Consider the following 26274-nt stretch of genomic DNA (forward strand, 5'->3'; position numbering starts at 1 on the left):
GGGCGGTTCGGGCAATCCGGCGCCACCTATTGACACGGGCGGTGGGCGAGATCACTATTTCGGATCAACGGTTTATCTAATGAACCAGCGGCCGCAATCGGGCGTGGTTGCCTGGGCGACTTGAAAGGTGAGGCGATGGCGCGATTTTCGCACGCACTCCGGCGCAGCGCGGTGCTCGTCGGCCTGTGCGTCGGCGCACTGGTGATCAGTGCCTGTGGCGGGCTCTCCGGCAGCAGTGACTCGGATGGCGACGAGAACCAGGTCCTCCGGATCGGCATGGCATCTGACGCGCAGAGCCTCGATCCGCCGAACTTCGTCCTCGCGGGCGACTTCACCCGGGACAACCTCGTCTACGAGACCCTGGTGAAGCTGACCAACAGCGGCGGCTTCGAGCCCGGCCTGGCGACGTCCTGGGAGCAGGCCTCCCCGACGGAGTGGGACTTCACCCTGCGCGAGGGCGTGAAGTTCCACGACGGGACCGACTTCGACAGCGCGGCGGTGAAGCAGAGCCTCGAGCGGGCCGCGACCCAGTCCCAGGGCAAGGGCTTCCTCGGCGTCATCAAGGAGGTGCAGACCCCCGACCCGATGACGGCGCGGATCGTGCTCACCAAGCCGTTCTCCAGCATCCTCAACAACCTGACCGTGCTGGTCTCGGCCATCATCAGCCCCAAGGCGCTGGCGGAGAAGGACGAGAAGCAGCTGGCCAAGGAGCCGGTCGGCACCGGTCCCTACACCTTCGTCGACTGGGTGCCCGACACCAAGATGTCCTTCCAGGTGAACCCCGACTACTGGGGCACCAAGCCCAAGGTGGACAAGGTCGAGTTCGTCCCGATCCCCGAGGCCAGCACCCGATTCAGCGCGCTGCAGGCCGGTGACATCGACGTGATCGAGAACCCGCCGCCGGACCAGCTCAAGGACCTCGGCGACGACTTCTACGCCATCACCGAGCCGAAGGCCCGCCCGATCTTCCTCGGCTTCAACCTGCAGACGGTCCCCAACCCGCTCATCCGCAAGGCCGTGGCGCACGCCATCGACCGCAAGGCGATCGTCGACGACGTCCTCGAGGGTGTCGGCAACGCGGCCGACGCCGGCCTGGTCTCGCCCGAGTTCCTCGAGAACGACCCGCCGATCAAGCTCGACTACGACCCGGAGGAGGCCAAGCGCCTGCTGGCCGAGGCGGGGGAGCCGAACCCGAAGCTCACCTTGACGATGCCCTCGGCGCGCTACCTCAAGGACAAGGAGATCGGCGAGGTCGTCCAGCAGCAGCTGGCCGAGGTCGGCATCGAGCTCAAGCTCGACGTCCAGGAGCCCGGCACCTGGTACCAGTCGCTCCTCGACCACAAGACCGAGATGTACTACCTCGGCTGGGGGATGAGCTCCGGTGACCCGGGAGACATGCTGGTCCGGGTCTTCCGCAGCGACGCCGTCAACAACATGTCGCAGTTCAAGGACCCGGCGGTCGACCAGGAGATCGACTCGCTCGCGACCCTGGAGGTCGGCAGCGACGAGCGCAACCAGGTGATGCAGGACGTCCAGCGCCAGCTGGTCGAGGACGACGCCGTGGTGATCCCGATCTACCACATGGTGAACTCCTTCGCCGCCCGCAAGGGGGTCGAGGACTTCCACACGACCACCTCCGAGCTCATCGACCTCAGCAAGACGACGGTCGACTGAGCGGGTGGGGTGCCGGACTCCCGCCCGGCACCCCACCTCCACCCTCCACCCACCTCAGCACCCACTTCCGCGAGCGCACGAGAAAGAGAAGCGCATGGTCTCCCCCCAGCCGTCCCGAGCACAGGTCGTGATCATCGGCGGCGGCATCATCGGCACGAGCGTCGCCTACCACCTGACCAAGCTCGGCGTCACCGACGTGGTGGTGCTGGAGCAGGGCAAGCTGTCGGGAGGGACGACCTGGCACGCCGCCGGCCTGGTGGGCCAGCTCCGCCCGACCGACGCGATGACGAAGCTGATCCAGTACTCCACGCAGCTGTACGCGACGCTCGAGGAGGAGACCGGACTCGGGACCGGGTGGAAGCGCTGCGGCAGCCTGTCGGTGGCCCGCACCGAGGAGCGGATGACCTCGCTGCTCCGCACCCAGGCCACGGCCCGCGCGTTCGGCGTCGAGGCGCACCGGCTGACGCCGGAGGAGGCCGGGGCGAAGTGGCCGCTCATGCGCACCGACGACCTGGTCGGCGCGGTGTGGCTCCCCGGTGACGGCAAGGCCAACCCGACCGACCTCACCCAGGCCCTGGCGCGGGGCGCCCGCAGCCGCGGCGCCGTGGTGTGCGAGGAGACCCAGGTCGTCGGCATGGACCTGCACGACGGGCGGATCACCACGGTGCACACCCAGCGGGGACCGATCGAGTGCGAGACGGTGGTCAACTGCGCCGGACAGTGGGCGGCGCAGGTCGGCGCGATGGCCGGCGTCCGGGTGCCGCTGCACTCCGTGGAGCACTTCTACATCGTCACCGACCCGATCGAGGGCGTGCACCGGGACCTGCCCGTGATGCGGGACCAGGACGGCTTCATCTACTTCAAGGAGGAGGTCGGCGGCCTGGTGATGGGTGGCTTCGAGCCCGACGCCAAGCCGTGGGTGGGTCCCCACGAGATCCCCGACCCCTTCGTCTTCCAGCTGCTCGACGAGGACTGGGACCAGTTCGAGATCCTGATGGAGAACGCCATCACCCGGGTGCCGGCCCTGGAGCGGGCCGGGGTCAAGAAGTTCTACAACGGCCCGGAGAGCTTCACCCCCGACAACAACTTCATCATGGGGGAGTCGCTCGAGGTCCCGAACATGTACGTGCTGGCCGGCTTCAACTCCACCGGCATCGCCTCCGCCGGCGGCGCCGGCATGGCGATGGCGGAGTGGATCGTCGCCGGCGAGCCGGAGCGCGACCTGTGGCCGGTCGACATCCGGCGGTTCGCGCCCTTCAACAGCAACGAGTCCTGGCTGCGCGAGCGGACCAAGGAGACCCTCGGGCTGCACTACGCCATCCCGTGGCCGAACCGCGAGCCCGAGTCCGGCCGCCCGCTGCGCCGCTCGCCGATCCACCACCTGCTCGAGGAGCGGGGCGCGGTGATGGGCAGCCGCAACGGCTGGGAGCGCCCCAACTGGTTCGCACCCGAGGGCACGCCCCGGGTCACGGAGTACTCCTTCGGGCACCAGAACTGGCGGCCGCAGGTGGACGCCGAGCACCGCGCCACCCGCGACGGCGTGGCCCTGCTCGACCAGACGGCGTTCGCCAAGTTCCTGGTGCGCGGTCCCGGGGCCGAGGACGCCCTGCAGTACATCTGCGCCAACGACCTGGCCGTGGCCCCCGGGACGACGGTCTACACCGGCATCCTCAACGACCGGGGCGGCTACGAGTCCGACGTGACCGTGACCCGCACCGCGCCGGACGAGTACCTCCTGGTGACCGGCTCCGCGCAGGCCGCCCGCGACGAGCACTACCTGAACCGGCACCTGCCCGAGGGCTCGCGCACCGAGATCGTCGACGTGACCTCGTCGTACGCCGTGCTCGGGATCATGGGTCCGCAGTCGCGCACCCTGCTCTCGCGGCTGACTCGCAGCGACCTCGGCAACGAGGCCTTCCCGTTCTACACCAGCCAGCGCATCGACATCGGCCCGGTGCCGGTGCGGGCGACCCGGGTCTCCTACGTCGGCGACCTCGGCTGGGAGCTGTACATCCCCACCGAGTACGCCGTCACGGCGTACGAGCGCCTGGTCGACGCCGGCGCCGACCTCGGCCTGACCGCGGTGGGCCACTACGCCGTCGACGCGATGCGGATCGAGAAGGGCTACCGGGCCTGGGGCCGCGAGCTCACCCCCGACCGCACACCGGTCGAGGCCGGCATGACCTTCACCTGCAAGCTGGCCGGTGGGATCGACTTCCGTGGCCGCGAGGCCGTCGAGAAGGCCAAGCAGGCCGGGCCGCGCAGCCGCCTGGTGTCGCTCACCGTCGACGCGCCCGAGGCCGTGCTGTGGGGCGGCGAGCTGCTGCTCCGCGACGGTGAGCCACGCGGATTCGTCACGTCGGCGGCGTACAGCGCCGTCCTGGGCCGGTTCGCCGCGATGGCGTACGTCGAGCCGGAGGTCGAGGTCGCCGACGCCGCCTACGTCCGCGCCGGTCGCTACCAGGTGGAGGCCGCGGGCGTCGTCTTCGACGCCGAGGTGGGGCTCAAGGCCCCGTTCGACCCGACCGGCGCGCGGCTGAAGGGCTGAGGTCGATGAGCGAGAGCAACCTGACCGCGCCCCAGCGCGCCGTGGCTGCGGTCTCCGACGAGATCGTGGTGTCCCTGTCGTGCGTGGACCGTCCTGGCATCGTGCGCGCGGTGGTGGACTTCTTCTACCGCCACGGCTGCGACATCGTGGAGAGCAACCAGTTCGGCGACACCGGCTCGGGCCAGTTCTTCATGCGGGTGCAGATGCGCCGCTCCGAGGCGACGCCGGCCCTGGCCGACCTGGACGACGCGTTCGCCGACATCGCCGCGGAGTTCGCCATGGACTACCGCCTCGCCGAGCTCAGCCGGCCGATGCGGGTGCTGATCATGGTCTCGAAGTTCGACCACTGCCTGCAGGACCTGCTCTACCGCTGGTCCAGCGGGCTGCTCCCGATCGAGATCCCGGTGATCGTGTCCAACCACCCCGACCTCGCGCCGATCGCCGCCTGGTACGGCATCGAGTTCGTCCACGTCCCGGTGACCCGGGAGACCAAGCCCGAGGCCGAGGCGGCGCTCCTCGACCTCGTCGACCGCCACGACATCGACCTGGTGGTGCTCGCCCGCTACATGCAGATCCTGTCGACCGAGCTGTGCAAGGAGCTCGACGGCCGGGCGATCAACATCCACCACTCGTTCCTGCCGAGCTTCAAGGGCGCCAACCCGTACCGGCAGGCGCACGAGCGCGGCGTGAAGCTGGTCGGAGCGACCGCCCACTACGTCACCTCCGACCTCGACGAGGGCCCGATCATCGAGCAGAACGTGGCGCGTGTCGACCACCAGGCGTCGGTCCAGGACCTGGTGGCGCTGGGTCGGGACACCGAGGCGCACACCCTGGCCCGGGCGGTCCTGTGGCACGTGCAGCACCGGGTGCTGCTCAACGGGCACCGCACCATCGTCTTCCGCTGAGAGGGAACCACGTGAGCACCGACCGCGAGCGCGAGCTGCTCGCCACCGTCAGGACCGACCTGTTCGTCGCGGGGGAGTGGCGTGCCGCCGGCTCCGGCGCGACCTTCGCCGTCGAGGACCCGGCCACCGAGCAGGTCCTGGCCCAGGTCGCCGACGCCACCGCCGAGGACGGCGCGGCCGCGCTGTCCGCCGCCCACCGCGCCCAGCAGGACTGGGGCCGGACGCCGCCGCGCGAGCGCGGTGAGCTGCTCCGGCTCGCCTACCAGCGGACCATGGAGCGGGCCGACGACTTCGCACTGCTGATGACCCTGGAGATGGGCAAGCCGCTCGCCGAGGCGCTGGGCGAGGTCCGCTACGCGGCCGAGTTCCTGCGCTGGTTCTCCGAGGAGGCGGTGCGCATCGACGGCCGGTACGTGCCCGCGCCCGACGGTCGCAGCCGGCTGCTGGTCCACCACCGGCCGGTCGGGCCCTGCCTGTTCGTGACCCCGTGGAACTTCCCGCTGGCCATGGTCACCCGCAAGGTCGCCCCGGCGATCGCCGCCGGCTGCACCATGGTCATCAAGCCGCCGGCACTCACGCCGCTGTCCACGCTGCTCTTCGCCCAGCTGCTCGAGGAGTGTGGGCTCCCCGCGGGCGTGCTCAACGTCGTACCGACCAGCAGCGCGAGCCGCGTCGTGGCCCCGCTGGTCGCCGACCCCCGGCTGCGCAAGCTCTCCTTCACCGGCTCGACCGAGGTCGGGCGCCGGCTGCTGCGCGACGCCGCGGACCAGGTGCTGCGGACCTCGATGGAGCTGGGCGGCAACGCGCCGCTGCTGGTGTTCGAGGACGCCGACCTCGACGTCGCGGTCGAGGGCGCGCTCGCGGCGAAGCTGCGCAACATGGGCCAGGCCTGCACCGCCGCGAACCGACTGCTGGTCCAGCGCTCGGTCGCCGAGGAGTTCGCCGACCGGCTGGCTCGGCGGATGGCCGCGCTGCGCACCGGCCGCGGCACCGAGAGCGGCGTCGACATCGGACCGCTGATCGACGGACCCAGCCGCAAGAAGGTCCAGGAGCTGGTCGACGACGCCGTCCAGCGCGGCGCGCGGGTGCTCACCGGCGGCGCGCCGGAGGACGGCGCCGGGCACTTCTACCCGCCGACGGTGCTGGTCGACGTACCCGCGGGGGCGCGGGTGCTCACCGAGGAGATCTTCGGGCCGGTGGCGCCGATCGTGACCTTCGCCGACGAGGCCGAGGGGGTCGCGCTCGCCAACGCGACCGAGTACGGCCTGGCCGCCTACGCGTTCACCCGCGACGGCGCGCGGCAGCTCCGGCTCGCCGAGACCGTGGACTCCGGGATGCTCGGCATCAACCTGGGCGTCATCTCCAACGCCGCCGCGCCCTTCGGCGGCATCAAGCAGTCGGGTCTCGGACGGGAGGGCGGCGCCGAGGGCATCCACGAGTACCTCGACGTGCGCTACGTCGGCATCGCCGACCCCTTCACCGCCTGACCTCGCCCCCTGACCTCGCCCGACCTCGCCCGACCTCGCCGCACCCGAAGGACCCTCATGGTTGCCCGGATCCTCGACGGCCAGGCCGTCGCCGCCCAGCTGCTCGCCGACGTCGCGGAGCGGGCCGCCCGCTTCGCCGCGCGGGTCGGTCGCGCCCCGACGCTCGCCACGGTGCTCGTCGGTGACGACCCCGCCTCGCACACCTACGTCAGGATGAAGCAGAACCGCTGTCGCCAGGCCGGCCTGGAGTCGGTCCGGGTCGAGCTCGGGGAGGGGACGACGACCGAGGAGCTGGTCGAGCGGATCGCCGCCCTGGCCGCCGATCCCGCCGTCGACGGCATCCTGCTCCAGCACCCCGTCCCCGACGGCGTCGACGAGCACGCGGCGTTCGAGGCGATCGGCGCCGCCAAGGACGTCGACGGGGTCACCCTCGCCAGCTTCGCCGCCATGTCGTTCGGCGAGCCCGGCTTCGCCTCCTGCACCCCGGGCGGCATCATCCGGCTCCTCGACGCCTACGAGCTGCCCCTCGCGGGGCGGCACGCCGTCGTGGTCGGGCGCAGCCGGATCCTGGGCAAGCCGGTGGGGATGCTGCTCCTCGAGCGCGACGCGACCGTCACCTTCTGCCACTCCCGCACCCGCGACCTCGCCGACCGGGTCGCCGAGGCCGACCTCGTGGTCGCCGCGGTCGGCCGGCCGGAGCTGGTCCGCGGGGAGTGGATCAAGCCCGGCGCCGTGGTCGTCGACGCGGGCTACAACCCGGGCAACGTGGGCGACGTCGAGTACGCCGCCGCGGCGAGCCGGGCGTCGTGGATCACCCCCGTGCCCGGTGGCGTCGGGCCGATGACGATCGCGACGCTGCTGGCGCAGACCATGGACGGCGCGGAGCGCCGGCACGCCTGAGGCGGGCAGGCACGGCTGAGCCGGACAGGCACGGCTGAGCCGGGCAGGCACGGCTGAGCCGTGCCTGCCCGGCGGCCGCGGTCAGAGGGCGCTGGTGACCCCGGCGGCCGCCGCGTCGGTGACCGGGAAGTGGCACGCCGACCAGTGCCCGGACCCCTGCGGCGCGAGCAGCGGCACCGTGCTGACGCACGCCGTCGGCACCCGGCTGCCGTCGTCGAGCTGGGTGACCTCCCCGTCGGACATCCCCGACGCGATCGCCGTGGCGTGGAAGCAGCGGCGGTGGAAGGCGCAGCCGGAGGGCGGGTTGGCGGGGTTCGGGGGGTCGCCGCGCAGGACGATGCGCTCGCGGGTGCGCTCGACCGCGGGGTCGGGCACGGGGGCGGCGGAGAGGAGGGACACGGTGTAGGGGTGCCGTGGCGCGGTGAACAGGTCGCGCTTGTCGGCGACCTCGACCAGGCGGCCGAGGTACATCACCATCACCCGGTCGCTGACGTGCCGTACGACGGAGAGGTCGTGGGAGATCAGGATGTAGCTGAGGTCGAACTCGCTGCGCAGGTCCTGCAGCAGGCTGAGCACCTGGGCCTGGATGGAGACGTCGAGGGCGGAGACCGGCTCGTCGAGGATGAGCAGCTGGGGAGTGACCGACAGCGCCCGGGCGATGCCGATGCGCTGGCGCTGGCCGCCGGAGAACTGGTGGGGGAACTGGTGGGCGTGCCCGGGCAGCAGGCCCATCCGCTCCATCAGCCCGGTGACGATCTCCTGCTTCTCCGCCCTGGTCTTGGACGACGACGTGAGCGGCTCGGCGATGGTGGCCGCGATCCGCTGCCGCGGGTCCAGGGAGGCGTAGGGGTCCTGGAAGACCACCTGGGCGCGCTGCCGGAACCGGCGCAGGTCGGCGCCGCCGAGGCCGGTGACCTCCTGGCCGTCGACGACGACGCTGCCGGAGGTGGGCTCGATCAGCCGCAGCAGCATCCGGCTCAGCGTGGTCTTGCCGCAGCCGGACTCGCCGACCAGGCCGAGCGTCTCGCCGCGGCGCAGGTCGAAGGACACGTCGTCCACGGCCGTCACGGTGCGGCTCGACCGGCTCCAGCGGCTGGTGCGGCCGAACCGCTTGGTGAGGTGCTCGACGTGGAGGACGGCGTCCTCGCCGGCGACGAAGGGCAGGTCCTGGAGCTCCGGGTCGAGGGCGGTCACGCGCCCACCCCCTCACGGACGACGGGCATGGGCAGCAGCTCCTCGGCATGGTGGCAGGCGGTGAGCTGGCCGTCGGGGGCCAGCCGGCGCAGCGGCGGCACCTCCTGGAAGCACACCGCGCGGTCGCGGGCCACCGAGCAGCGGGGATGGAAGGCGCAGCCGTCCGGCAGGCTGCGGATGCTGGGCGGCTGGCCGGGGATCGCGCGCAGCCCGGCGTCGTCGGCGTCGGGGCGGGGCGTCGAGTCGCGCAGGGCCCGGGTGTAGGGGTGGAGCGAGGACTGCAGGATCTGTTCGACGGTGCCGCGCTCGACCACCCGGCCGCTGTACATGACCGCGACCTCCTCGGCGTACCGGGCGACGACGCCGAGGTCGTGGGTGATGATGACCAGCGACATGCCGAGCTCGGTGCGCAGCCGGTCCAGCAGCTCCATGATCTGGGCCTGGACGGTGACGTCGAGGGCGGTGGTGGGCTCGTCGGCGACCAGGACCTGCGGGCGCAGCGCGATGCCCATCGCGATCATCACCCGCTGGCGCATGCCGCCGGAGAGCTGGTGCGGGTAGTAGTCGACGCGCTGCGCGGGCTCGGGGATGCCGACCAGGCCGAGGGTCTCGATCGCCTGGGCGCGGGCGGCCTTGCGCGAGACCTTGTCGTGGTGGCGGATCACGTCGCCGATCTGCTGCCCGATGGTGAAGGCGGGGTTCAGGCCGGCGAGGGCGTCCTGGAAGATCATGCCGACCGACTTCCCGCGCAGCCGGCGCTGCTCGGCGACGGTGGAGGTGTCGAGAGTGCGGCCCTCGAAGACGATCTCGCCGGACTCGACGGCTCCGCCGGCCGGCAGCAGGCCGAGTGCGGAGAGGAAGGTCATCGACTTGCCGGAGCCGGACTCGCCGACGACGGCGAGGGTCCGGCCGCGATGGCACTCGAGGCTGACGTCGTTGACCGGGAAGACCGGCCCGCGCTGGGTCTCGATCCGACTGCGGAGGTTGCGCAGCTCGAGGACGACCCCGGATGTCTCGACGTGGACGGGCATGGTCTCTCCCTGGCCGGATCAGATCACGATGTGGTTCACTAGGCAAACCGTTGGATCAACATAACCGTAGTTCCGGAGCCCCACAAGCGTAGGCCCGGAAAAGATCGGAGATCGATGGCTCTCACGCCCTTCCGCGACGTCCAGCCCCTGGTGGCACCCCGTGGGATCGCCGTCGTCGGCGCCTCGCCGCGGGGCAACCGCGGCAGCCGGGTCCTGGAGAACCTGGCGCGCTTCGCCTACGCCGGCCCGGTGGTCGTCGTGAACCCCGGGTACGACGAGGTGCTCGGCCGGCCGGCCGTGCCCTCCGTGCGCGAGCTCCCCGACGGGATCGACCTGGTCGTCGTGGCGGTGGCCGCCGACCGGGTCCTCGACGTGGTCCGCGAGGCCGCGGAGCGCGGCATCCGCGGGGTCCTGGTCATCGGCAGCGGGTTCGGCGAGGGCGAGCACGGCGGGGAGCGCGGCGCCGCGCTGGCCGAGCTGGTCGCGAAGCACGACCTGGTCCTGTGCGGGCCCAACTGCTACGGCGTGCTCGACGTCGCGGGCGGCGTCGCGGCCTACTCCGGCCGGATCGTCGACCCGCTCCAGCCCGGCAATGTCGCCCTGGTCATGCAGTCCGGCGCGTTGACCCACGCCGTCACCGACTCCGCGATCGGCCGCGGACTGGGGCTCTCGGCCATCGTCACGACCGGGAACGAGCTCTCGGCGACGGTCAGCGACTACCTCGCCTGGTACGCCGAGGACGAGGTCACCGAGGTGATCGGCGTCTTCGTCGAGGGTCTGCGCGACGCCGACCGGTTCGCCGCCGCCTGCCGGCGGGCCCGGGAGCGCGGCAAGGCGGTCGTGGTCCTGGCTGCGGGCCGGTCCGAGACCGGCCGGCGCGCCGCCCTGGCCCACACCGGCGCGATCGCCGGTGCGGCCGCCGCACTCGACGGGCTCCTGGCCTCGGTCGGTGCCATCCGGGTCGACGACCTCGACGAGCTCCGCGAGACCCTGCTGCTGCTCTCCGCGCTGGCCGGGCGCCCCGGTCCGAGCGCGCCGGGGGTGGCCGCCCTGTCCATCTCCGGTGGCGCGTGCGGGCTCACCGCCGACATGGCGGACCAGGTCGGAGTCGCGCTGCCCGGGTTCGCCCCGGAGACCACCCGGGCCCTGGTCGCGGGGCTGCCCGACTTCGCCGCGGTCAACAACCCGCTCGACGTGACCGGCGCCGCGGCCGAGGATCCGTCGATCCTGGCCGGCGCGCTGCGCACCGCCGCCGACGACCCGGCCGTCGGCGTGGTCGTCTTCGCCATGAACGTGGGCCTGGCCGGTCCCGGCCAGGAGGACTTCTACCGTGGTCAGGCGCGGATCCTCGCCGAGGCCGCGCGGACGTCGACGAAGCCGGTCGTGCTGGTCGCGATGACCGGTGGCGCCCTGGACCCGGGCATCGCCGAGGCGACCCGGGCGGCCGGCGTACCGGTGCTGCTCGGGATCCGCCCGGCGCTGGCAGCGCTGCGCTCGTGGCTCACCTGGCCGGCTCGGGGCGGCCGCCCGTCCGAGCCGCCCGTGACGGCCCGGGACTGGCCGGCGCCGACGTCGGTGGCGGCGGGCGCCGACGCGCTGGCCGCGCTCGAGGACGCCGGCATCCCGGTGGCGCCGTACCGGCTGGTCGCGACGCCCGCCGCGGCCGCCGCGGCGGCCCGCGAGCTCGGTGGCCCCGTCGTGCTCAAGATCGAGTCGCCCGACATCGCGCACAAGACCGAGGCGGGGGGCGTGCGGCTGCGGGTGGAGCCCGCGAGCGCCGAGGCCGAGGCGGCGGCGCTGCTGGCCGCGGTGGCCCGCGCCGAGCCGGACGCGCGGATCGACGGCATCCTGGTCCAGGCGATGGCCGAGGGTGAGCGCCTCGAGTGCCTGGTCGGCGTCACCGCCGACCCGCAGGTCGGCCGCTGCCTGTCGATCGCGCCGGGCGGCGTGCTCGCCGAGCTGCTCGGCCCGGTCGGCTCGCGACCGGTCCCGGTGAGCGCCGCGGAGGTCGAGGAGCTGATCGACGGCTCGGCCCTCGGCGTCCTGCTGGCCGGGTACCGGGGCGGACCGGCGCTGGACCGGTCGGCGTTGGTGGACGCCGCGCTGCGCTTCTCCCGGCTGGCCGCGGCACTGCCCGACCTCGCGGCCGCCGAGATGAACCCGCTGCTAGTGGGCGAGCGCGGCGTGCTCGCCGTCGACTGCCTGCTGATCCGCGAGGACGACGCGACCGGGGCCTGAACCCACGAGCGCCGCGGCGCCGTACCCGAGGGTGCGGTGCCGCGGCGCGCCAGCCGCTGCAGGGGGGTCAGCGGATGTGGGGGATCACCTCGGTGGCGAACCGCTCGATGTTGCGGTGGACCAGCTCCTTGGGCATGCCCGGGAAGTTCAGCCGGACGATCAGGTCGGTCACCCCGAGCACGTCGCGGTGGTGGAGGCAGTCCGCGATGACGTCCTCCGGGCCGCCGACGATGAACCGGTTCTTGGTCAGCTCGGCGAAGTCGCTGATGTTGGCGCCGCTCTCGCCGGGGACGTTGTCGCCCATGCCCCACGAGTAGTACGCCTTGTACTTGGCGCCGATGAACGGCTCGGCCTCGCGCAGCGCGCTCTCCTTGTCGTCGCCGACGTAGAGCTCGACGCACTTGGCGAAGCGCACCTCCCGCGGCAGGCCGGCCTCCGCGCGGGCCTGGTGGTAGAGGTCGACCTGGCGCTTCATCTCGCCCCACTCGGTCATCGACGTGGCGATCCAGGCGTCCGCATGGGTGGCGGCCCGCTCGATCGCCTTGTCCGCCGTCGCGCCGAACCAGATCTGCGGCCGGCTCTGCAGCGGCTTGGGCGCGATGCTGACGTCGTCGAGGGTGAAGTGCCTGCCCTGGAAGGAGACGTGGTCCTCGGTCCAGAGCCGCTTGAGGATCTCGACCCCCTCGACGAGCCGCCCGACGCGGTCCTTCTTGTCCAGCTGCATCGCGGCGAACTCCTCGGCGCGGTAGCCCAGGCCCACGCCGAGGATCAGCCGGCCGCCGGTGATGACGTCCATGGTCGCGTACTGCTCGGCCACGTCGACCGGGTTGAGCATCGGCAGCAGCAGCAGGTTCGTGCCGACGTTCATCTCGCCGGCCTCCGCGGCCAGCCGGGCCAGCAGCGGGGTCGTCTGCAGGTACTGCTCCGGGTGGCTCAGGAAGTGCTGCCCGAGCCAGATCGCGTCGTACCCGGTGTCGCGGATCAGCCTGGTCTGCTCGATCAGGCCGGCGACCGCGCCCGCGATGTCCTCGTTGGCCGCGTATTGAGACCCGAGGAAGACTCCGACGTCCATCGCGGCCTCAGAGGACGCCGCGGGCGACGTCGTCGCTCAGGGTGCCGTAGAGCTCGGGACGACGGTCGCGGAAGAAGGTGTACCGCACGCCGTGCTGGTCGACCTGGTCCAGGTCGAGCTCGGCGGTGAGCACGAACGGGCCCTCGCCGGACGGGCCGGCCGCGAGCTCCTCGCCCATCGGCGAGAAGATCCGGCTGGCGCCGAACATGTGGCGCGGACCCTCGGTCTCCTCGAGCCCGCCCTTGTTGGAGGCGACCACGAACAGGCCGTTCTGGATGGCGGCGGTGCGCAGCTCCCCGCCCCACGAGTCGGCCCGGTTCGGTCCCCAGGCGGCGACCGGCACGAACATGATCTTCGAGCCCTGCAGGGCCAGCACCCGCCACGCCTCCGGGAACGAGCGCTCGTAGCAGATGAGGATCGAGATCTTGCCGTACTCCGTCTTGAAGGTCGCCAGGCCCGGGCCCTCCTTGAAGTAGTACCGCTCGTTGAGGCCGGGGGAGTAGGACCACTGGTCGGGGATGTGGTTCTTGCGGTAGACCCGCACCTGGCGCCCGTCCGGCAGGTCGCCGGGGATCAGGTTGCCCTCGCGGTCGATGACGGCCGCACTGTTGTAGAACTCGCCCTTGACCTCGCCCTTCTCGTAGAACGGGAAGATGACGTAGGCCCCGAGCTCCTTGGCGAGCTCCTGGTGGCGGCGGACCGAGGGACCGTCGATGGGCTCGGCGAGCTGGAAGTGCTCGGGCGTGTTGTAGCCGCAGAAGTACTGGGTGCTCGAGAGCTCGCTGAACAGGACGAAGTCGGGCTTGAAGTCCTTGGTGGCCTCGGCCACCAGGGCCAGGTTGTCGTCGACGTTCTTCTGGGGGTCCGTGGTCGCCGGTCCGTTCTGGATCAGCAGTACCTTTGCCTTCATTGCTGGGACTACCTCTTCTTCTTCCTCATCAGGGGTGGGGCACCGTCCGCGGGAGGCGGATCAGCGATGGATGAACGCGCCGGTCGGCTCGCCGACGACCTCGCCGTCGACGGCGACGGTGACGCCGCGGACCAGGGTGCGGACCGGCCAGCCGCGCAGGCTCTGGCCGTCGAGGATGCTGTAGTCGCACAGGCTGCCCAGCTCCTCGTGGCGGACGGTGCGCTCCAGGCCGAGGTCGCAGATCACCACGTCCGCGTCGGCGCCGGGGCGCAGCGTGCCCTTCTGCGGCATGCCGAAGATCGAGGCCGCGTTGCCCGACAGGACCTGGGCGACCCGCTGCAAGGTCATGCCGCGGCGGTGGTGGCCCTCGGAGAGCAGCACCGGGAGAGTGGTCGCCATGCCCGGGAAGCCGGCGGCGGCCGACCAGATGTCGGCCTCCTTCTTCTCCCGGGGTACGGCGCAGTGGTCGGTGCCGACGGTGTCGACCGAGCCGTCGATGAGGCCCTGCCACAGCGCCTCGACGTCGTCGGCGCTGCGCACCGGCGGGTTGATCTTCGCCAGTGAGCCGACCGGGCTGTCGTAGGTGTGCGTCAGGTAGTGGGGGCAGGTCTCCACCCAGGCCCGGCTGCCGCTGGCGCGGACGTACCGGGCGGCGTCGAGGGACTCGCGCGAGCCGATGTGGACCAGGTAGATCGTCGCGTCCACGTGGTCGGCGAGGAAGGCGACCCGGCGGATGTTCTCGGCCTCGGCGAAGGCGGGACGGGCGTTCGACCAGGCGCGCAGGCCCTGCTCGCCCGCCTCCCGCACCTGCCGCATCGACCGGTTGACGATGTCGGTGTTCTCCGCGTGGATGCAGGCGACGCCGTCGATGGCGGCGATCCTCGCCAGGCCCTCGAGGAGCAGGCCGTCGTCGCACTCGTTGACCATGCCGACGGTCGCGCCGTCGGGGCCGCGGTAGGCCATGTAGAACTTGTGGGAGGTGACGCCCTGGCCGGCGTACTTCTCGATCTCCTCGACCTGGGTCTCGGCGAGCATGCCGAAGTGGAGGCCCACGTCGACGTGCGCCGACTGGTCTATCGCCGCCGCGAGCTCGGGCAGCTCGGCGTACGGCGCGGGGGCCAGGCCATGGTACTGCCGGTAGAAGGACAGGATCGAGGTCACCCCGCCGAGCGCGGCGGACCGGGTCTCGCTCGCGACGTCGGCCTCGAAGGACTGCGCGTAGCCGAAGTGGGTGTGGGGGTCGATCACGCCGGGGAGCACGACCTGCCCGCTCGCGTCGATCACCTCGCGGGCCTCGACGGGGACCGCCGGGTCGAGCCACCCCGCGATCCGCCCGTCGCGGATGGCGAGCGTAGCCTGGCGCTGACCCCACTGGGGGTCGACCAGCTCGGCTCCCGTGATGGCGATGTCGAACTCCATGCGCTGCGCCCTTCCTCCCGGCCGAGAGCCGGACATCGGTTCACTGACTGAACTACCAGTGTCAGTCAGTGAACCAATAGCCCCGGGGCGTGTCAATGAGTTCGCGGCGATCCGTCCGCATCGACCTGGCCTGAATCCCGCCTGGGGAGTGCGGATCGACGGTCGGTCCGGCCCAAACTCTTGACAGCGGAGTCCGTCGTGGCGTTCATTGAGCCAAAACGAATCGACGGTTCGATGATCGAACCAGAGCGGGACGGTGGAGCCAGTGTTCGAGGACATCCGGGTGGAGCGCGACGACCAGGTCGCGGTGATCACTCTGGCACGTCCGTCCGCATTGAACGCGTTGCGTCAGCAGACGGTCGCCGAGCTCAACCGCGCGATCGAGGACGTCGAGTCGGACCCGGCCGTCAAGGTCGTGGTCCTCGCCGCCGACGGCGAGCGTGCCTTCTCCTCCGGCGTCGACCTGGTCAACGACCCGGCGCCGACCTCCACCATGGAGGTCGACGCGATCGCCCAGCGCAACGCGCGGATGATCGAGCGGCTGTGGTACCTCGACAAACCGCTGATCACCGCGGTCAAGGGCGTCGCGCTGGCCGCCGGCTGCAACCTCGCCCTGATCGGCGACCTCACCATCTGCGGCCGCTCCGCCTCCTTCGGCGAGCCGGAGATCCGGCACGGGACGCTGTCGCCGCTGCTGCTCCTGCCGTGGCTCACCCACTTCAAGCTGATGAACCACATGTACCTCACCGGTGACAGCGTGGACGCCGAGGAGGCCTACCGCCTGGGCCTGGTCAACCGGGTGGTGGCCGACGACGCGGTCGACCGCGAGGCGCTGGCCCTGGCGCACCGGATCGCGAACGCGCCGCTGCTCACCCTGCAGTCGGTCAAGCGGTCGGTGCGGATGATGCTCGACACCCAGGGCTTCAAGGGCCTGCAGATGGGGCACCGCTTCGCCGACACCCTCGTGCTCGACTCGACCGGGCTGCCCGAGCGGGACCGGCTGCGGGAGATCCGGGCCAAGGACGGCTTCCGGGCCTTCCTCGCGGCCCGCGACACGCCGTACCAGACGAGCTGACCGACCGAGTCCCGGACAGGAGGAGCCATGGCTCTCTACATCTGCAAGCGCGTCGCGCAGCTCGTGCCGCTGCTGCTCGTCATCGCCTTCGTCGTCTTCGTCGCCCTCTCGCTGGCGCCGGGCGATCCCACGACCCTGCTGCTGGGGCAGAACGCGACGCCCGACGAGGTCGCGCGGCTCAACCACGAGCTGGGACTGGACCGCTCGATCGTCGTCCAGTACCTGTCGTTCGTGGGCGACGCCCTGGGCGGCGACCTCGGCGAGTCCTACCGCAGCGGCCGGGACGTCGTCTCCGAGCTCGGCCGCACCGCCTCGGTCAGCGCGACGCTCGCGATCACCGCGATGCTGCTCGCCGTGACGGTCGGCGTCGGCGTCGGCATCCTCACCGCGGTCAAGCAGTACTCGTGGATCGACAACGTGGTCCGCGTCGGCGTCCTGGCCCTGGTCTCGATGCCGGTGTTCTGGCTCGCGATCCTGCTCATCATCGCGTTCTCGGTGAAGATCTCGATCTTCCCCGCCTTCGGCTGGGGGACCTACGGCCACCTGGTGCTGCCGGCCCTGGCGCTGAGCACCTACCCGCTGGCGGTGATCACCCGGCTGACCCGCTCCAGCATGCTGGAGGTGCTGGGCAGCGACTACGTCCGCACCGCCCGCGCGGCGGGGATGCCCGAGCGGACCGTCGTGCTGAAGTACGCGCTGAAGAACGCGCTGGGGCCGGTGCTGACCGTCATCGGCCTCCAGTTCGGAGCGCTGATCGGCGGCGCGGTCCTCACCGAGACGATCTTCGGCATCCCGGGCATGGGCCGGCTGATGGTCACCGCGATCGAGGGCCGCGACTACCCGATCGTGCGCGGCGCGGTGCTCCTGGGCACCGTCGTGTTCGTGTTGCTCAACCTGGCTGTCGACGTGCTCTACAAGTGGGTCGACCCGAGGCAGAGGGGACTGTGAGATGACGCAGGCAACGAACGTCAGCGTGCCGGCGGCGGAGCCGACGCGCTGGGCGGAGACCTGGCACACCTTCGCGCGCAACCGCGCGGCGGTCGTGGGACTGGTGGTCCTGGCCCTGCTGGTGCTCGCCGCGGTGCTCGCCCCCTGGATCGCCCCGCACGACCCGGCCACCCAGCACCTCGACCTGCGCCGGGCCGGACCGAGCGGCGACGCCTGGCTGGGCCGCGACGAGTTCGGGCGCGACATCCTGAGCCGGATCATGATCGGCGCCCGCTCGACGCTGCTCGCCGCGGTCGGCTCGGTCGCGCTGAGCGGAGTCGTCGGCACCCTGATCGGCGTCCTCGCCGGCTATCGCGGCGGTGTCGCCGACAGCCTGCTGATGCGCACCATGGACCTGGTGCTGTCCTTCCCCTACTTCCTGCTCGCGATCCTGGTGGTCGCCGTCGCCGGTCCTAGCCTGCGCAACGCCGCCATCGCGATCGGGATCACCTACATCCCGCAGTACGCGCGGGTGGTGCGCGGCGCGACCCTCGAGGTGATGAGCAAGGAGTACATCGAGGCCGCCCACGCCTCCGGCGTACGCGGGCCGCGGATCGCGTGGCGACACGTGCTGCCCAACATCAACGCGCCGATCATCGTGATCACCACCGTGGGCCTGGCGCTGGCGATCGTGGGCATCTCCTCGTTGAGCTTCCTGGGCCTGGGCGCGCAGCCGCCGAGCCCGGAATGGGGCGCGATGCTGGCCAGTGGACGGCAGTACGTCGCCTCCGCGCCGCACATCAGCGTGTTCCCGGGAATCGCCATCCTGATCACCGTGCTGAGCCTCAACCTGGTCGGCGACGGCCTGCGCGACACCTTCGATCCGACCCTGCGGTGATGCCGCTGACGACGTGCTGTCGGAACCTGCCGATCGGGCGGCGCGTTGGCTCACCTGCGCTAGTGTTCGGCCGACATCACCATGGAGGGACCTCATGGCAGCCAACGAATCGGGACTCGTGCGCCGCACGATCTGGGTCCTGCGGGCCGTCGCCGCTCACCCGAACGGCGTCGGGCTCAGCGAGATCGCGCGGGAGTCGGGCATCCCGAAGGCGACCTGCTACCGCGTGCTCAGCGTCCTCGAGAGGGAGAGCTGGCTGACCCTCGACCCCGACACCCGCCGCTACAAGGTGTCCCTCGGCCTGCTCTCGATCGTCGGCGGCTTCCTCGACAGCAACGGCGGCTACCGGCACATGCGCCAGGTGCTCGCCGACCTCGCGGCCGACACCCAGGAGACCTGCGGCTTCGACGTGCTGCACCCGCCCAACGTCATGGTCGTCGCGCAGGCCGCCGGCCCGCGGCTGATCGGGCAGACCATGAAGCCGGTGCCACGGACCCAGCCCGTCTGGTCGACGTCGACCGGCAAGGTGCTGCTGGCGATGCTCGACAAGGCCAAGCTCGACGAGTACGTCGAGGACATCGACCGCCACGGCCCGGCGTCCCTCGGCGGTGCCGAGGCGTTCGTGGCCATGCTCCAGGAGATCCGGGAGCGCGGCTACGCCCACTCCCGCGACGAGCTCGAGGAGGGCGCGACGTCCGTCGCCGCGCCGGTGCGGGTCGGCGACAGCTACCCGTACGCCGTGTGGATCGGCGGCCCGAGCTTCCGGCTGACCCCCGAATGGGTGGCCGAGGTGTCGCCCCGGCTGCTCGAGGCGTCCCGCAAGCTGGGCGAGCTGCTGACCTACACCGACCTGCAGCTGCCCACCGACCTGCGCGTGTAGCGCGCCGGACCGACCGCGGCCCGCCGGGGAACCGGCCGGGCCGCGTTCGCGCGCCCGGACGCCGGTCGCGGTGTCGGGCGGGTGTCGTCCGGGCGGCGTGACAGGTATCGCCGAGGTATCCGCGGTGTGTCCGCGAAGTCACTTGACAAGGCCTCGCCGCATCGTCAGTATCTGGACCATCGGTTCGACTAACGAACCAGCGAGGCGAGAGGTGAAGAGAGATGACGTTGAAGGTGCGGAAGACGATCCGGCACCTGGAGGTGACCGAGCGGGAGAACGGGCAGGACGTCTCGCCCACTCACCGGCTGGCCTTCGTCGGGATCGTGATCGAGAACCCGTACGGCTCCGGCTACGTCCAGGACCTGGTGACCCTCGCCGACGAGATCGCCGAGGAGATCGGTCAGCTCACCGGCCCGGCCTGCGTCGAGCTGCTCGGCGCGCCCGTCGAGGCCTTCGGCAAGGTCGCGCTCGTCGGCATCGGCGGGGAGGTCGAGCACGGCTCGGCCCTGATCCACAACCTGCGCTTCGGCAACGTCTTCCGCAACGCGGCCGAGGGCACCGAGCTGCTGCCGGCGGCGGAGAAGGTCGGCCTGCCCGGCGACCCGATCGACGTACCCCTCAAGCACAAGACCGACGCGAAGACCCGCTCGCACCACCAGACGGTGACCTTGCAGGTGCCGGGCGCCCCGCTCCCGAACGAGATCCTCGTCGGCTGCGTCGCCGCCAGCACGGGCCGTCCGCTGTCCCGCCTCGCGACCTTCGGTGCCGAGACCGCGGCGAGCTGACGGCCATGACGACGAGCGAGGTGGCCACCACCTGGGACGCCGACCGGATCCGCGCCGCGGACAAGGCGTACGTGATCCACTCCTGGTCCAACCAGGGCGCCGTCAACGCGACGCCGATCGCCGGGGGCGAGGGAGCGTGGTTCTGGGACCACGAGGGCAACCGCTACCTGGACTTCCAGTCCCAGCTGGTCAACATGAACCTGGGCCACCAGCACCCCCGGATCGTCGAGGCGATCCGGTCCAAGGCGGCCGAGATGTGCTACATCGGCCCCAACTACGCCGAGCGCTCGCGGGCCCAGCTCGCCGAGCTGATGGCGGAGGTGACGCCCGGTGACCTGAAGATGTCCTTCTTCACCACCGGCGGCGCGGCGGCCAACGAGAACGCGATCCGGCTCGCCCGGCACGTCACCGGACGACAGAAGGTGGTCGCGCGCTACCGCAGCTATCACGGCGCGACCGCCGGCGCCATCGCGCTGACCGGCGACCCCCGTCGCTGGTACGCCGAGCCCGGCCCCACCGGGGTGGTGCGGATGTTCGACCCCTACACCTACCGGTGCCCGGCCGGGCACCCCGACCCGTGCCCGGTCTGCTCGGGAGCCCCCCACCTGGAGGAGATCCTCCAGTACGAGAACCCGAACACCGTGGCCGCGGTGATCCTCGAGACCGTCACCGGCACCAACGGCATCCTGCCGCCGCCGCCGGGCTACCTCCGGTCGATCCGCGAGGTCTGCGACCGCTACGGGATCATCTTGATCTTCGACGAGGTGATGGCCGGGTTCGGGCGCACCGGCGAGTGGTTCGCCTGCGACCACTGGGATGTCACGCCGGACATCCTGATCACGGCCAAGGGCCTCAACTCGGGCTACGTGCCGCTGGGCGCGATGACCGTCAACGAGCGGATCTCCGACTGGCTGATGAGCAACAAGTTCTGGGGCGGGCTGACCTACGCCGGCCACCCGTTGGCCTGCGCGAGCGGCGTCGCCTCGATCGAGGCCATGCGCGAGGAGCGGATCATCGAGAACGCCCGGGAGATGGGCGCCCGGCTCAACGCCGGCCTGCACCGGCTGGCCGAGCGGCACCCCTCCATCGGCGAGGTGCGTGGGCTCGGGCTGTTCCAGGGCCTCGAGCTGGTCCGGGACCGGGCCACCCGCGAGCCGCTGGTGCCGTTCAACCCGGTCGGCGAGGCCGGCGCGCCGATGCAGGCCGTGGTGGCCGCCGCGAAGAAGCGCGGTCTCTACCTGTCGGCCAACAACAACGTGGTGCGCCTGACGCCGCCGCTGGTGATCGGCGCCGAGGACATCGACCTCGCGCTCGACATCCTCGACGACGTCCTGGTGCACGCGGACGCCGCCGGGGTGTCCTGAGCGAGCGCCTCGAGGCTGCCCGGCCGTCGGCCGGGCAGCCGACCGACCAGGAGGGATCCACCGTGGGCCACGACGACCGAGCCGCCGCGAGCGAGGGGTGAGCGTGCAGGCGCACGAGCGGGTCGCCCTGGCGCTGCGAGAGCTCGGCGTCGAGCGGATCTTCGGCCTGATGGGCGAGGGCAACCTGCGCCCCCTCATCGACTTCGACCGGCTCGGCGGCGTCGTGGTCGCGGCGACGACCGAGGGTGCGGCCGTCAGCATGGCCGACGGCTACGCCCGCGTCGGCCGCCGGCTCGGGGTCGCGTCGGTCACGCACGGTCCGGGTGCGACGAACGCGCTGACCGCCTTGACCGAGGCGGTGCGGGCCCGGACGCCGCTCCTGCTGCTGACCGGCGACACGCCTCCCCGTGACGACCACCTGCAGCGCTTCGACCTGCGCGGCCTGGCGGGCCTCGCCGGGGCCGGCTACCTCCGGGTCGGCGCCGCGGCGGACGCGGCCGCCGACGTCGCCCGGGCCGTGCACCGGGCGCAGCGGGAGTGCCGGCCCGTGGTCCTCGACCTCCCGGTGCCCCTCCAGCGGATCGACGTCGCCGACGGGCCGCCCGTGCGCCTCGTCCCGCCGCCCCGGCCGGGGGTGCCGGACGAGGATGAGCTCGACCGGGCGCTCGGCGTCCTGGCCGGCGCCCGGCGCCCGGTCGTGCTCGCCGGGCGGGGTGCGCTGGACGCCCGGGAGGAGATCCGCGACCTCGGCCGGATCCTCGGCGCGCCCCTCGGGACCACGCTGCTCGGGAAATGCCTGTTCGCGGGGGAGCCCCTCGACCTCGGCGTCGTCGGGACCTTGGCCACCGACGTCGCGCTCGAGACCGTGCAGGCGGCGGACTGCCTGCTGGTGCTCGGGGCCGGGCTCAACCGCTACACCACGGTCGACGGCGCGCTGGTGCGCGGCCGCCCCGTCGTCCAGGTGGACCGGGACCCGGCCCGGATCTCGACCGCCGCCGAGGTCGGCCTGGTGGGCGACGTACGCCGGACGGTGGTGGCGATGCGCGAGCAGCTCACGGCCGCGGAGCACCGGCCCGCCACCGCGCACCGCGCGGACCTGGACCGGCTGCTGCGTGCGGCGGCCGAGCGGCCGGTCGCCGGAGCGGACGGCCCGGACACCCTGGACCCGCGCCCGGTGATGCGCTGGCTGGACCGGGTGCTGCCCGCGGAGCGGGTGGTGGTCACCGACACCGGGCGCTTCGTCTACGCGCCGTGGCGACTGCTGTCGGTGGGCAGCCCGGAGCGCTTCGCCCACACCTGCGGCTTCGCCTCCATCGGTCTCGGGCTCGGCACCGCGCTCGGTGCGGCCGTCGGCTCGGGGCGACCCACCGTGGCCGTGCTCGGCGACGGCGGCGCCGTGATGAGCCTGGTCGAGCTCGCGACGGCGGTCCGGCTCGGGCTCCCGCTGCTGGTGGTGGTCTGCAATGACGGCGCCTACGGCATGGAGTACCGGCACCTGCGTCTCGACGGCGAGGACCCGGCGCCGGCCCGGCGGGCGTGGCCGGACCTCGCTGAGGTGGCCCGGGCGCTGGGCGCCCGCGCCGCGACCGTGCGCACCCGCGCGGACCTGGAGCTCGTGGCCGCGCAGGTGGCCGGTCTCGGCGCCGACGGCGCCGGGCCGCTGCTGCTGGACGTGCGCTGCGATCCCGACGTGGACGTGGCCGATCCCGGCTGAGCCGCCGCGCCCGAGGGTGTTGACAGATCGGGCGCGCACCACCATATTACGAACCAATGGTTCAACTATCGAACCACGAGTGGAGGAGTGACCATGACATCGCTGCCCTTGGGAATCCACGTCGGTGAGCGGCTCAGCCTCGAGCAGACCTACTGGCAGGCGCAGGTCGCGGACGAGAACGGCTTCGAGTCGGTCTGGGTCGCCGAGGGGCGGCTGTCGCGGGACGGGATCGTCCCCGCCGCGATCATCGCCAGCCGCACCGAGAACGTGAAGATCGGCACCGGCGTCCTCAACAACAAGAGCCGGAACGCCGCGCTGATGGCGGTCACCTTCAAGACCCTCGACGAGGTCGCCCCGGGCCGCGCCATCCTCGGCATCGGCGCCTGGTGGGAGCCGCTCGCGACCAAGGTCGGCCAGCCGGTCACCAAGCCGATCAAGGCGATGCGCGAGTACATCGGCGTGTGCCAGGCGTTCTTCCGCAACGAGCTGGTCGAGTTCGAGGGCGAGTTCGTCCAGATGCGCGGCGTGCGCTTCGACTCGATGTACCGGGAGAACCGGCCGGTCGACGTACCGATCTACATCGGGGCGGTCGGGCCCAGGATGCTCGAGCTCGCCGGCGAGATCGCGGACGGCGTGCACATGGACTTCCTGCTGCCGCCGTCGTACATGGAGGGGGCGGTGGCCGCGATCGACCGCGGTCTCGCGAAGCGGACCGACGGGCGTACCTCGATCGACCTCACCCAGATCGTGTCCTGCAGCGTCAACGACGACGACCCGCAGGAGGCGATCGACGCCTGCAAGGCGTTCCTGACCCTCTACCTGTGCCAGCAGCCGCACATCGCCGAGCACTGCGGTGTCGAGCGCGAGCTGGTCGACCGGCTCCAGGAGATCGCCGGCTGGCCCGCCACGCCCGAGCAGATCAAGAAGGCGATGACGCTGGTGCCCAACGAGCTGGTGCAGAACGTGACGGCGTGCGGCACGACCGACCAGGCCTTCGAGAAGCTCGTCTCCTACCACGAAGCGGGCGTGCGCTGCCCGATCATCTCCACCCTGGGTGACAAGGAGCGCACGCTCACCCGCCTCGCCCAGGCCGCGCGGGCCTGACGTCTCGACCTCGACGGGAGAACCTCGCGATGAAGCTCGCCGCAGTCCAGCTCAAGGCCGGCGCCGACCGGTCCGAGACCATCAGCCGGGCGCGGGCCCTCGTGGACGAGGCCGCCGCCCAGGGCGCCCACATCGTCCTGCTGCCCGAGATGTTCGCGGTGCCGTTCGTGCAGCCCGAGCCCGACCCCGACTACTTCGTCCACGCCGAGGGGCTCGACGGGCCGTCGAACTCGATGGCCGCCGAGGCGTCCCGGCGCCACGGGATCACCGTGGTGTCGTCGGTGTTCGAGGCCAGTGCGGTTCCCGGCGTCTACCACAACACCGCCTGCACCTATGTCGACGGCGAGCGCCGCTCGGTCTACCGGAAGTCCCACCTGCCGTTCTCCAACGGCTTCCCGGAGAAGTTCTACTTCCGCCCTGGGGAGACCCCGCCGGAGGTCGTCGACACCGGACAGACCCGGGTCGGGACGGTGATCTGCTACGAGCGGCACTTCCCCGAGCTGAGCCGCACCGTCGCCCTCGACGGCGGCTCGGTGCTGTGTGTCCCGGTCGCCTCGGCCAGTGCGCCGATGAAGGAGGTCTTCCAGCTCGAGCTGCGCGCCCACGCGGTGTTCAACTCGATGTTCGTCGTCTGCGCCAACCGACACGGGGTCGAGGGCGTCAAGGAGTACTTCGGCCTCTCCGCCGTCTACGGGCCCAACGGCGAGGTCCTCGCGACCGCGCCCGACGACGCCGACGGGCTCGCGATCGCCGAGGTCGACCTGGCCCAGGTCGACGAGATCCGGCGGCGCCGGCCCTTCCTGCGCGATCGCCGGCCCGAGCTCTACGGCCGGGTGAGCGGCGCCCAGACAGCACCCACGGAGCGGTCGTGACCACGGTCGGTCCCGCGCCCACGGTGACCGAGGCCGCCGACCCGCTGGCCGACGCCCACAGCCGGCTGCGCGCGGCGATCGACGTCCTCGGCTACGAGGACCACCTCTACGACATGCTCGCGACCGCGCGACGCGAGATGACGGTGAGCGTCCCGCTGCGGCGCGACGACGGCACCGTCGAGGTGCTCACCGGCCACCGGGTGCAGCACAGCCTGTCCCGCGGACCGGCCAAGGGCGGGCTGCGCTTCAGCCCCGACGTCGACCTCGACGAGGTGCGCGCGCTGGCCATGTGGATGACCTGGAAGTGCGCCCTGCTCGACGTTCCGTACGGCGGCGCGAAGGGCGGCGTCCGGATCGACCCCCGGCTCTACTCGACGAGCGAGCTCGAGCGGGTCACCCGCCGCTACACCAGCGAGATCATGCCGATCATCGGGCCGGAGCAGGACATCCCGGCTCCCGACGTCGGCACCGACGAGCAGACCATGGCCTGGATCATGGACTCCTACTCGGTCAGCTCCGGCCACACGGTGCTGGGCGTCGTGACCGGCAAGCCGATCTCGCTGGGTGGCTCCCTCGGCCGGGCGAGCGCCACCTCGCGCGGCGTGGTGCACGTCGCGCTGGCCGCGCTCGCCGAGCGGGGACTGGACGCCGCCGGCTCGCGCGCCGCGGTCCAGGGCTTCGGCAAGGTCGGCCGCGGCGCGGCCCGCTTCCTCGCCGAGGCCGGGGTCGCCGTCACCGCCGTGTCCGACCAGTACGGCGGGATCCGCTGCGCGGGCGGCCTCGACCTCGCGGCCCTCGAGGACCACGTCGACCGGACCGGGACGGTCGTCGGCTTCCCGGGCGCCGAGCCGCTCGACGGGGAGCTCCTCGTCGAGGAGGACGTCGAGCTGCTGGTGCCGGCCGCCGTGGAGTGCGTGATCCGTGCCGACAACGCGGCACGGGTGCGGGCCGCCGTCATCGTCGAGGGCGCCAACGGGCCCACCACCCCCGAGGCCGACCGGATCCTCGAGGCCGCCGGGCGGCTCGTCGTACCGGACATCCTGGCGAACGCCGGCGGCGTGGTCGTCTCCTACTTCGAGTGGGTGCAGGCCAACCAGGCCTACTGGTGGAGCGAGGACGACGTCGAGGCCCGGCTGCGTGAGCGGATGCTCGGCGCATGGGAGCGGGTGCGGCACTACGCCGCCGCACGCGACCTGTCGCTGCGCTCCGCCGCCACCTGCCTGGCCGTCGAGGCGGTCGCCCAGGCCCACCGGCGACGCGGGCTGTACCCCTGAGCG

Annotated in this window: 21 protein-coding genes; 16 read left to right on the plus strand and 5 right to left on the minus strand. The window is 72.0% G+C overall.

Annotation, left to right across the window (positions count from 1 at the left end; all coding sequences use genetic code 11):
- Nucleotides 1–135 precede the first annotated feature (135 nt).
- From JOD66_RS18725 to JOD66_RS18745, 5 genes are all read left to right on the plus strand, one after another.
- Nucleotides 136–1674: an ABC transporter substrate-binding protein gene (locus JOD66_RS18725; protein WP_204838337.1), complete on the plus strand. Its 1539-nt coding sequence runs from the start codon at nucleotides 136–138 to the stop codon at nucleotides 1672–1674.
- A gap of 94 nt (nucleotides 1675–1768) precedes the next feature.
- The gene (locus tag JOD66_RS18730; RefSeq protein ID WP_204838338.1) at nucleotides 1769–4222 is read left to right on the plus strand and encodes a GcvT family protein; all 2454 of its coding nucleotides are present in this window, start codon (nucleotides 1769–1771) and stop codon (nucleotides 4220–4222) included.
- A gap of 5 nt (nucleotides 4223–4227) precedes the next feature.
- Entirely contained in the window at nucleotides 4228–5127 is a 900-nt protein-coding gene (gene purU, locus JOD66_RS18735) for a formyltetrahydrofolate deformylase (RefSeq protein WP_204838339.1), read from the plus strand.
- Between the two features lie 11 nt (nucleotides 5128–5138).
- On the plus strand, nucleotides 5139–6614 hold the full coding sequence (locus JOD66_RS18740) for an NAD-dependent succinate-semialdehyde dehydrogenase (RefSeq protein ID WP_204838340.1): 1476 nt from the start codon (nucleotides 5139–5141) through the stop codon (nucleotides 6612–6614).
- A 57-nt stretch (nucleotides 6615–6671) separates the two neighbouring features.
- Nucleotides 6672–7514: a bifunctional 5,10-methylenetetrahydrofolate dehydrogenase/5,10-methenyltetrahydrofolate cyclohydrolase gene (locus JOD66_RS18745; protein WP_204838341.1), complete on the plus strand. Its 843-nt coding sequence runs from the start codon at nucleotides 6672–6674 to the stop codon at nucleotides 7512–7514.
- Between the two features lie 81 nt (nucleotides 7515–7595).
- Here the strand turns inward: JOD66_RS18745 and JOD66_RS18750 are convergent, their stop codons facing one another.
- Together JOD66_RS18750 and JOD66_RS18755 are read right to left on the minus strand one after the other, a co-directional pair.
- Nucleotides 7596–8708 carry an ABC transporter ATP-binding protein gene (locus JOD66_RS18750; protein ID WP_204838342.1) on the minus strand — a complete coding sequence of 371 codons (1113 nt, stop codon included), beginning with the start codon at nucleotides 8706–8708 and terminating at the stop codon, nucleotides 7596–7598.
- A complete protein-coding gene (locus tag JOD66_RS18755) occupies nucleotides 8705–9739 on the minus strand; it encodes an ABC transporter ATP-binding protein (protein ID WP_204838343.1) in 1035 nt (344 codons plus the stop codon). Before JOD66_RS18755 ends, JOD66_RS18750 begins: the two co-directional genes overlap by 4 nt.
- 114 nt (nucleotides 9740–9853) lie before the next feature.
- Here JOD66_RS18755 and JOD66_RS18760 point away from each other — a divergent pair, with 114 nt between their 5' ends.
- Nucleotides 9854–11977, plus strand: coding sequence for an acetate--CoA ligase family protein (locus JOD66_RS18760; RefSeq protein ID WP_204838344.1), 2124 nt, complete (start codon nucleotides 9854–9856; stop codon nucleotides 11975–11977).
- A 67-nt stretch (nucleotides 11978–12044) separates the two neighbouring features.
- On the opposite strand, the gene JOD66_RS18765 is transcribed toward JOD66_RS18760, so the two are convergent.
- Genes JOD66_RS18765 through JOD66_RS18775 form a run of 3 tightly spaced genes read right to left on the minus strand, consistent with a single transcriptional unit; the run spans nucleotide 12045 to nucleotide 15378 of the window.
- Nucleotides 12045–13049 carry an LLM class flavin-dependent oxidoreductase gene (locus tag JOD66_RS18765; RefSeq protein WP_204838345.1) on the minus strand — a complete coding sequence of 335 codons (1005 nt, stop codon included), beginning with the start codon at nucleotides 13047–13049 and terminating at the stop codon, nucleotides 12045–12047.
- A 7-nt stretch (nucleotides 13050–13056) separates the two neighbouring features.
- Nucleotides 13057–13959 carry a carbon-nitrogen hydrolase family protein gene (locus tag JOD66_RS18770; RefSeq protein WP_141800278.1) on the minus strand — a complete coding sequence of 301 codons (903 nt, stop codon included), beginning with the start codon at nucleotides 13957–13959 and terminating at the stop codon, nucleotides 13057–13059.
- A gap of 60 nt (nucleotides 13960–14019) precedes the next feature.
- A complete protein-coding gene (locus tag JOD66_RS18775; protein WP_204838346.1) occupies nucleotides 14020–15378 on the minus strand; it encodes a dihydroorotase in 1359 nt (452 codons plus the stop codon).
- 265 nt (nucleotides 15379–15643) lie between these two features.
- On the opposite strand from JOD66_RS18775, the gene JOD66_RS18780 reads away from it, so the two are divergent.
- The 10 genes from JOD66_RS18780 (at nucleotide 15644) to JOD66_RS18825 (ending at nucleotide 26271) form a co-directional block, all read left to right on the plus strand.
- Nucleotides 15644–16453 (plus strand): enoyl-CoA hydratase/isomerase family protein, encoded by an 810-nt coding sequence (locus JOD66_RS18780; RefSeq protein WP_204838347.1) that lies wholly within the window; start codon nucleotides 15644–15646, stop codon nucleotides 16451–16453.
- Nucleotides 16454–16480: 27 nt separating this feature from the next.
- A complete protein-coding gene (locus JOD66_RS18785) occupies nucleotides 16481–17401 on the plus strand; it encodes an ABC transporter permease (protein ID WP_204838348.1) in 921 nt (306 codons plus the stop codon).
- 1 nt (nucleotide 17402) lies between these two features.
- Complete coding sequence (locus tag JOD66_RS18790) at nucleotides 17403–18278, plus strand: ABC transporter permease (protein ID WP_204838349.1); 876 nt, start codon at nucleotides 17403–17405, stop codon at nucleotides 18276–18278.
- 94 nt (nucleotides 18279–18372) lie between these two features.
- Nucleotides 18373–19158: an IclR family transcriptional regulator gene (locus tag JOD66_RS18795; RefSeq protein WP_204838350.1), complete on the plus strand. Its 786-nt coding sequence runs from the start codon at nucleotides 18373–18375 to the stop codon at nucleotides 19156–19158.
- 221 nt (nucleotides 19159–19379) lie between these two features.
- The gene (locus JOD66_RS18800; protein ID WP_204838351.1) at nucleotides 19380–19943 is read left to right on the plus strand and encodes an amino acid synthesis family protein; all 564 of its coding nucleotides are present in this window, start codon (nucleotides 19380–19382) and stop codon (nucleotides 19941–19943) included.
- 5 nt (nucleotides 19944–19948) lie between these two features.
- The gene (locus JOD66_RS18805; RefSeq protein WP_204838352.1) at nucleotides 19949–21307 is read left to right on the plus strand and encodes an aminotransferase class III-fold pyridoxal phosphate-dependent enzyme; all 1359 of its coding nucleotides are present in this window, start codon (nucleotides 19949–19951) and stop codon (nucleotides 21305–21307) included.
- Nucleotides 21308–21410: 103 nt separating this feature from the next.
- Nucleotides 21411–23021, plus strand: a complete 1611-nt coding sequence (locus JOD66_RS29585) for a thiamine pyrophosphate-binding protein (RefSeq protein ID WP_204838353.1) — start codon at nucleotides 21411–21413, stop codon at nucleotides 23019–23021.
- 93 nt (nucleotides 23022–23114) lie between these two features.
- On the plus strand, nucleotides 23115–24125 hold the full coding sequence (locus JOD66_RS18815; protein WP_204838354.1) for an LLM class flavin-dependent oxidoreductase: 1011 nt from the start codon (nucleotides 23115–23117) through the stop codon (nucleotides 24123–24125).
- 29 nt (nucleotides 24126–24154) lie between these two features.
- A complete protein-coding gene (locus JOD66_RS18820; protein ID WP_204838355.1) occupies nucleotides 24155–24997 on the plus strand; it encodes a carbon-nitrogen hydrolase family protein in 843 nt (280 codons plus the stop codon).
- Complete coding sequence (locus tag JOD66_RS18825) at nucleotides 24994–26271, plus strand: Glu/Leu/Phe/Val family dehydrogenase (RefSeq protein WP_204838356.1); 1278 nt, start codon at nucleotides 24994–24996, stop codon at nucleotides 26269–26271. The genes JOD66_RS18820 and JOD66_RS18825 overlap by 4 nt, the downstream gene beginning before the upstream one ends.
- Nucleotides 26272–26274 lie beyond the last annotated feature (3 nt).

Source organism: Nocardioides nitrophenolicus, from assembly GCF_016907515.1.
Classification (GTDB): Bacteria; Actinomycetota; Actinomycetes; order Propionibacteriales; family Nocardioidaceae; genus Nocardioides; species Nocardioides nitrophenolicus.

Bases quoted from the DNA above. Each gene is read 5' to 3' on its own strand.
- JOD66_RS18725 (WP_204838337.1), top strand. From the start codon at position 136: ATGGCGCGATTTTCGCACGCACTCCGGCGCAGCGCGGTGCTCGTCGGC.
- JOD66_RS18730 (WP_204838338.1), top strand. From the start codon at position 1,769: ATGGTCTCCCCCCAGCCGTCCCGAGCACAGGTCGTGATCATCGGCGGC.
- purU (WP_204838339.1), top strand. From the start codon at position 4,228: ATGAGCGAGAGCAACCTGACCGCGCCCCAGCGCGCCGTGGCTGCGGTC.
- JOD66_RS18745 (WP_204838341.1), top strand. From the start codon at position 6,672: ATGGTTGCCCGGATCCTCGACGGCCAGGCCGTCGCCGCCCAGCTGCTC.
- JOD66_RS18755 (WP_204838343.1), bottom strand. From the start codon at position 9,739: ATGCCCGTCCACGTCGAGACATCCGGGGTCGTCCTCGAGCTGCGCAAC.
- JOD66_RS18760 (WP_204838344.1), top strand. From the start codon at position 9,854: ATGGCTCTCACGCCCTTCCGCGACGTCCAGCCCCTGGTGGCACCCCGT.
- JOD66_RS18765 (WP_204838345.1), bottom strand. From the start codon at position 13,049: ATGGACGTCGGAGTCTTCCTCGGGTCTCAATACGCGGCCAACGAGGAC.
- JOD66_RS18770 (WP_141800278.1), bottom strand. From the start codon at position 13,959: ATGAAGGCAAAGGTACTGCTGATCCAGAACGGACCGGCGACCACGGAC.
- JOD66_RS18775 (WP_204838346.1), bottom strand. From the start codon at position 15,378: ATGGAGTTCGACATCGCCATCACGGGAGCCGAGCTGGTCGACCCCCAG.
- JOD66_RS18785 (WP_204838348.1), top strand. From the start codon at position 16,481: ATGGCTCTCTACATCTGCAAGCGCGTCGCGCAGCTCGTGCCGCTGCTG.
- JOD66_RS18790 (WP_204838349.1), top strand. From the start codon at position 17,403: ATGACGCAGGCAACGAACGTCAGCGTGCCGGCGGCGGAGCCGACGCGC.
- JOD66_RS18795 (WP_204838350.1), top strand. From the start codon at position 18,373: ATGGCAGCCAACGAATCGGGACTCGTGCGCCGCACGATCTGGGTCCTG.
- JOD66_RS18800 (WP_204838351.1), top strand. From the start codon at position 19,380: ATGACGTTGAAGGTGCGGAAGACGATCCGGCACCTGGAGGTGACCGAG.
- JOD66_RS18805 (WP_204838352.1), top strand. From the start codon at position 19,949: ATGACGACGAGCGAGGTGGCCACCACCTGGGACGCCGACCGGATCCGC.
- JOD66_RS18815 (WP_204838354.1), top strand. From the start codon at position 23,115: ATGACATCGCTGCCCTTGGGAATCCACGTCGGTGAGCGGCTCAGCCTC.
- JOD66_RS18820 (WP_204838355.1), top strand. From the start codon at position 24,155: ATGAAGCTCGCCGCAGTCCAGCTCAAGGCCGGCGCCGACCGGTCCGAG.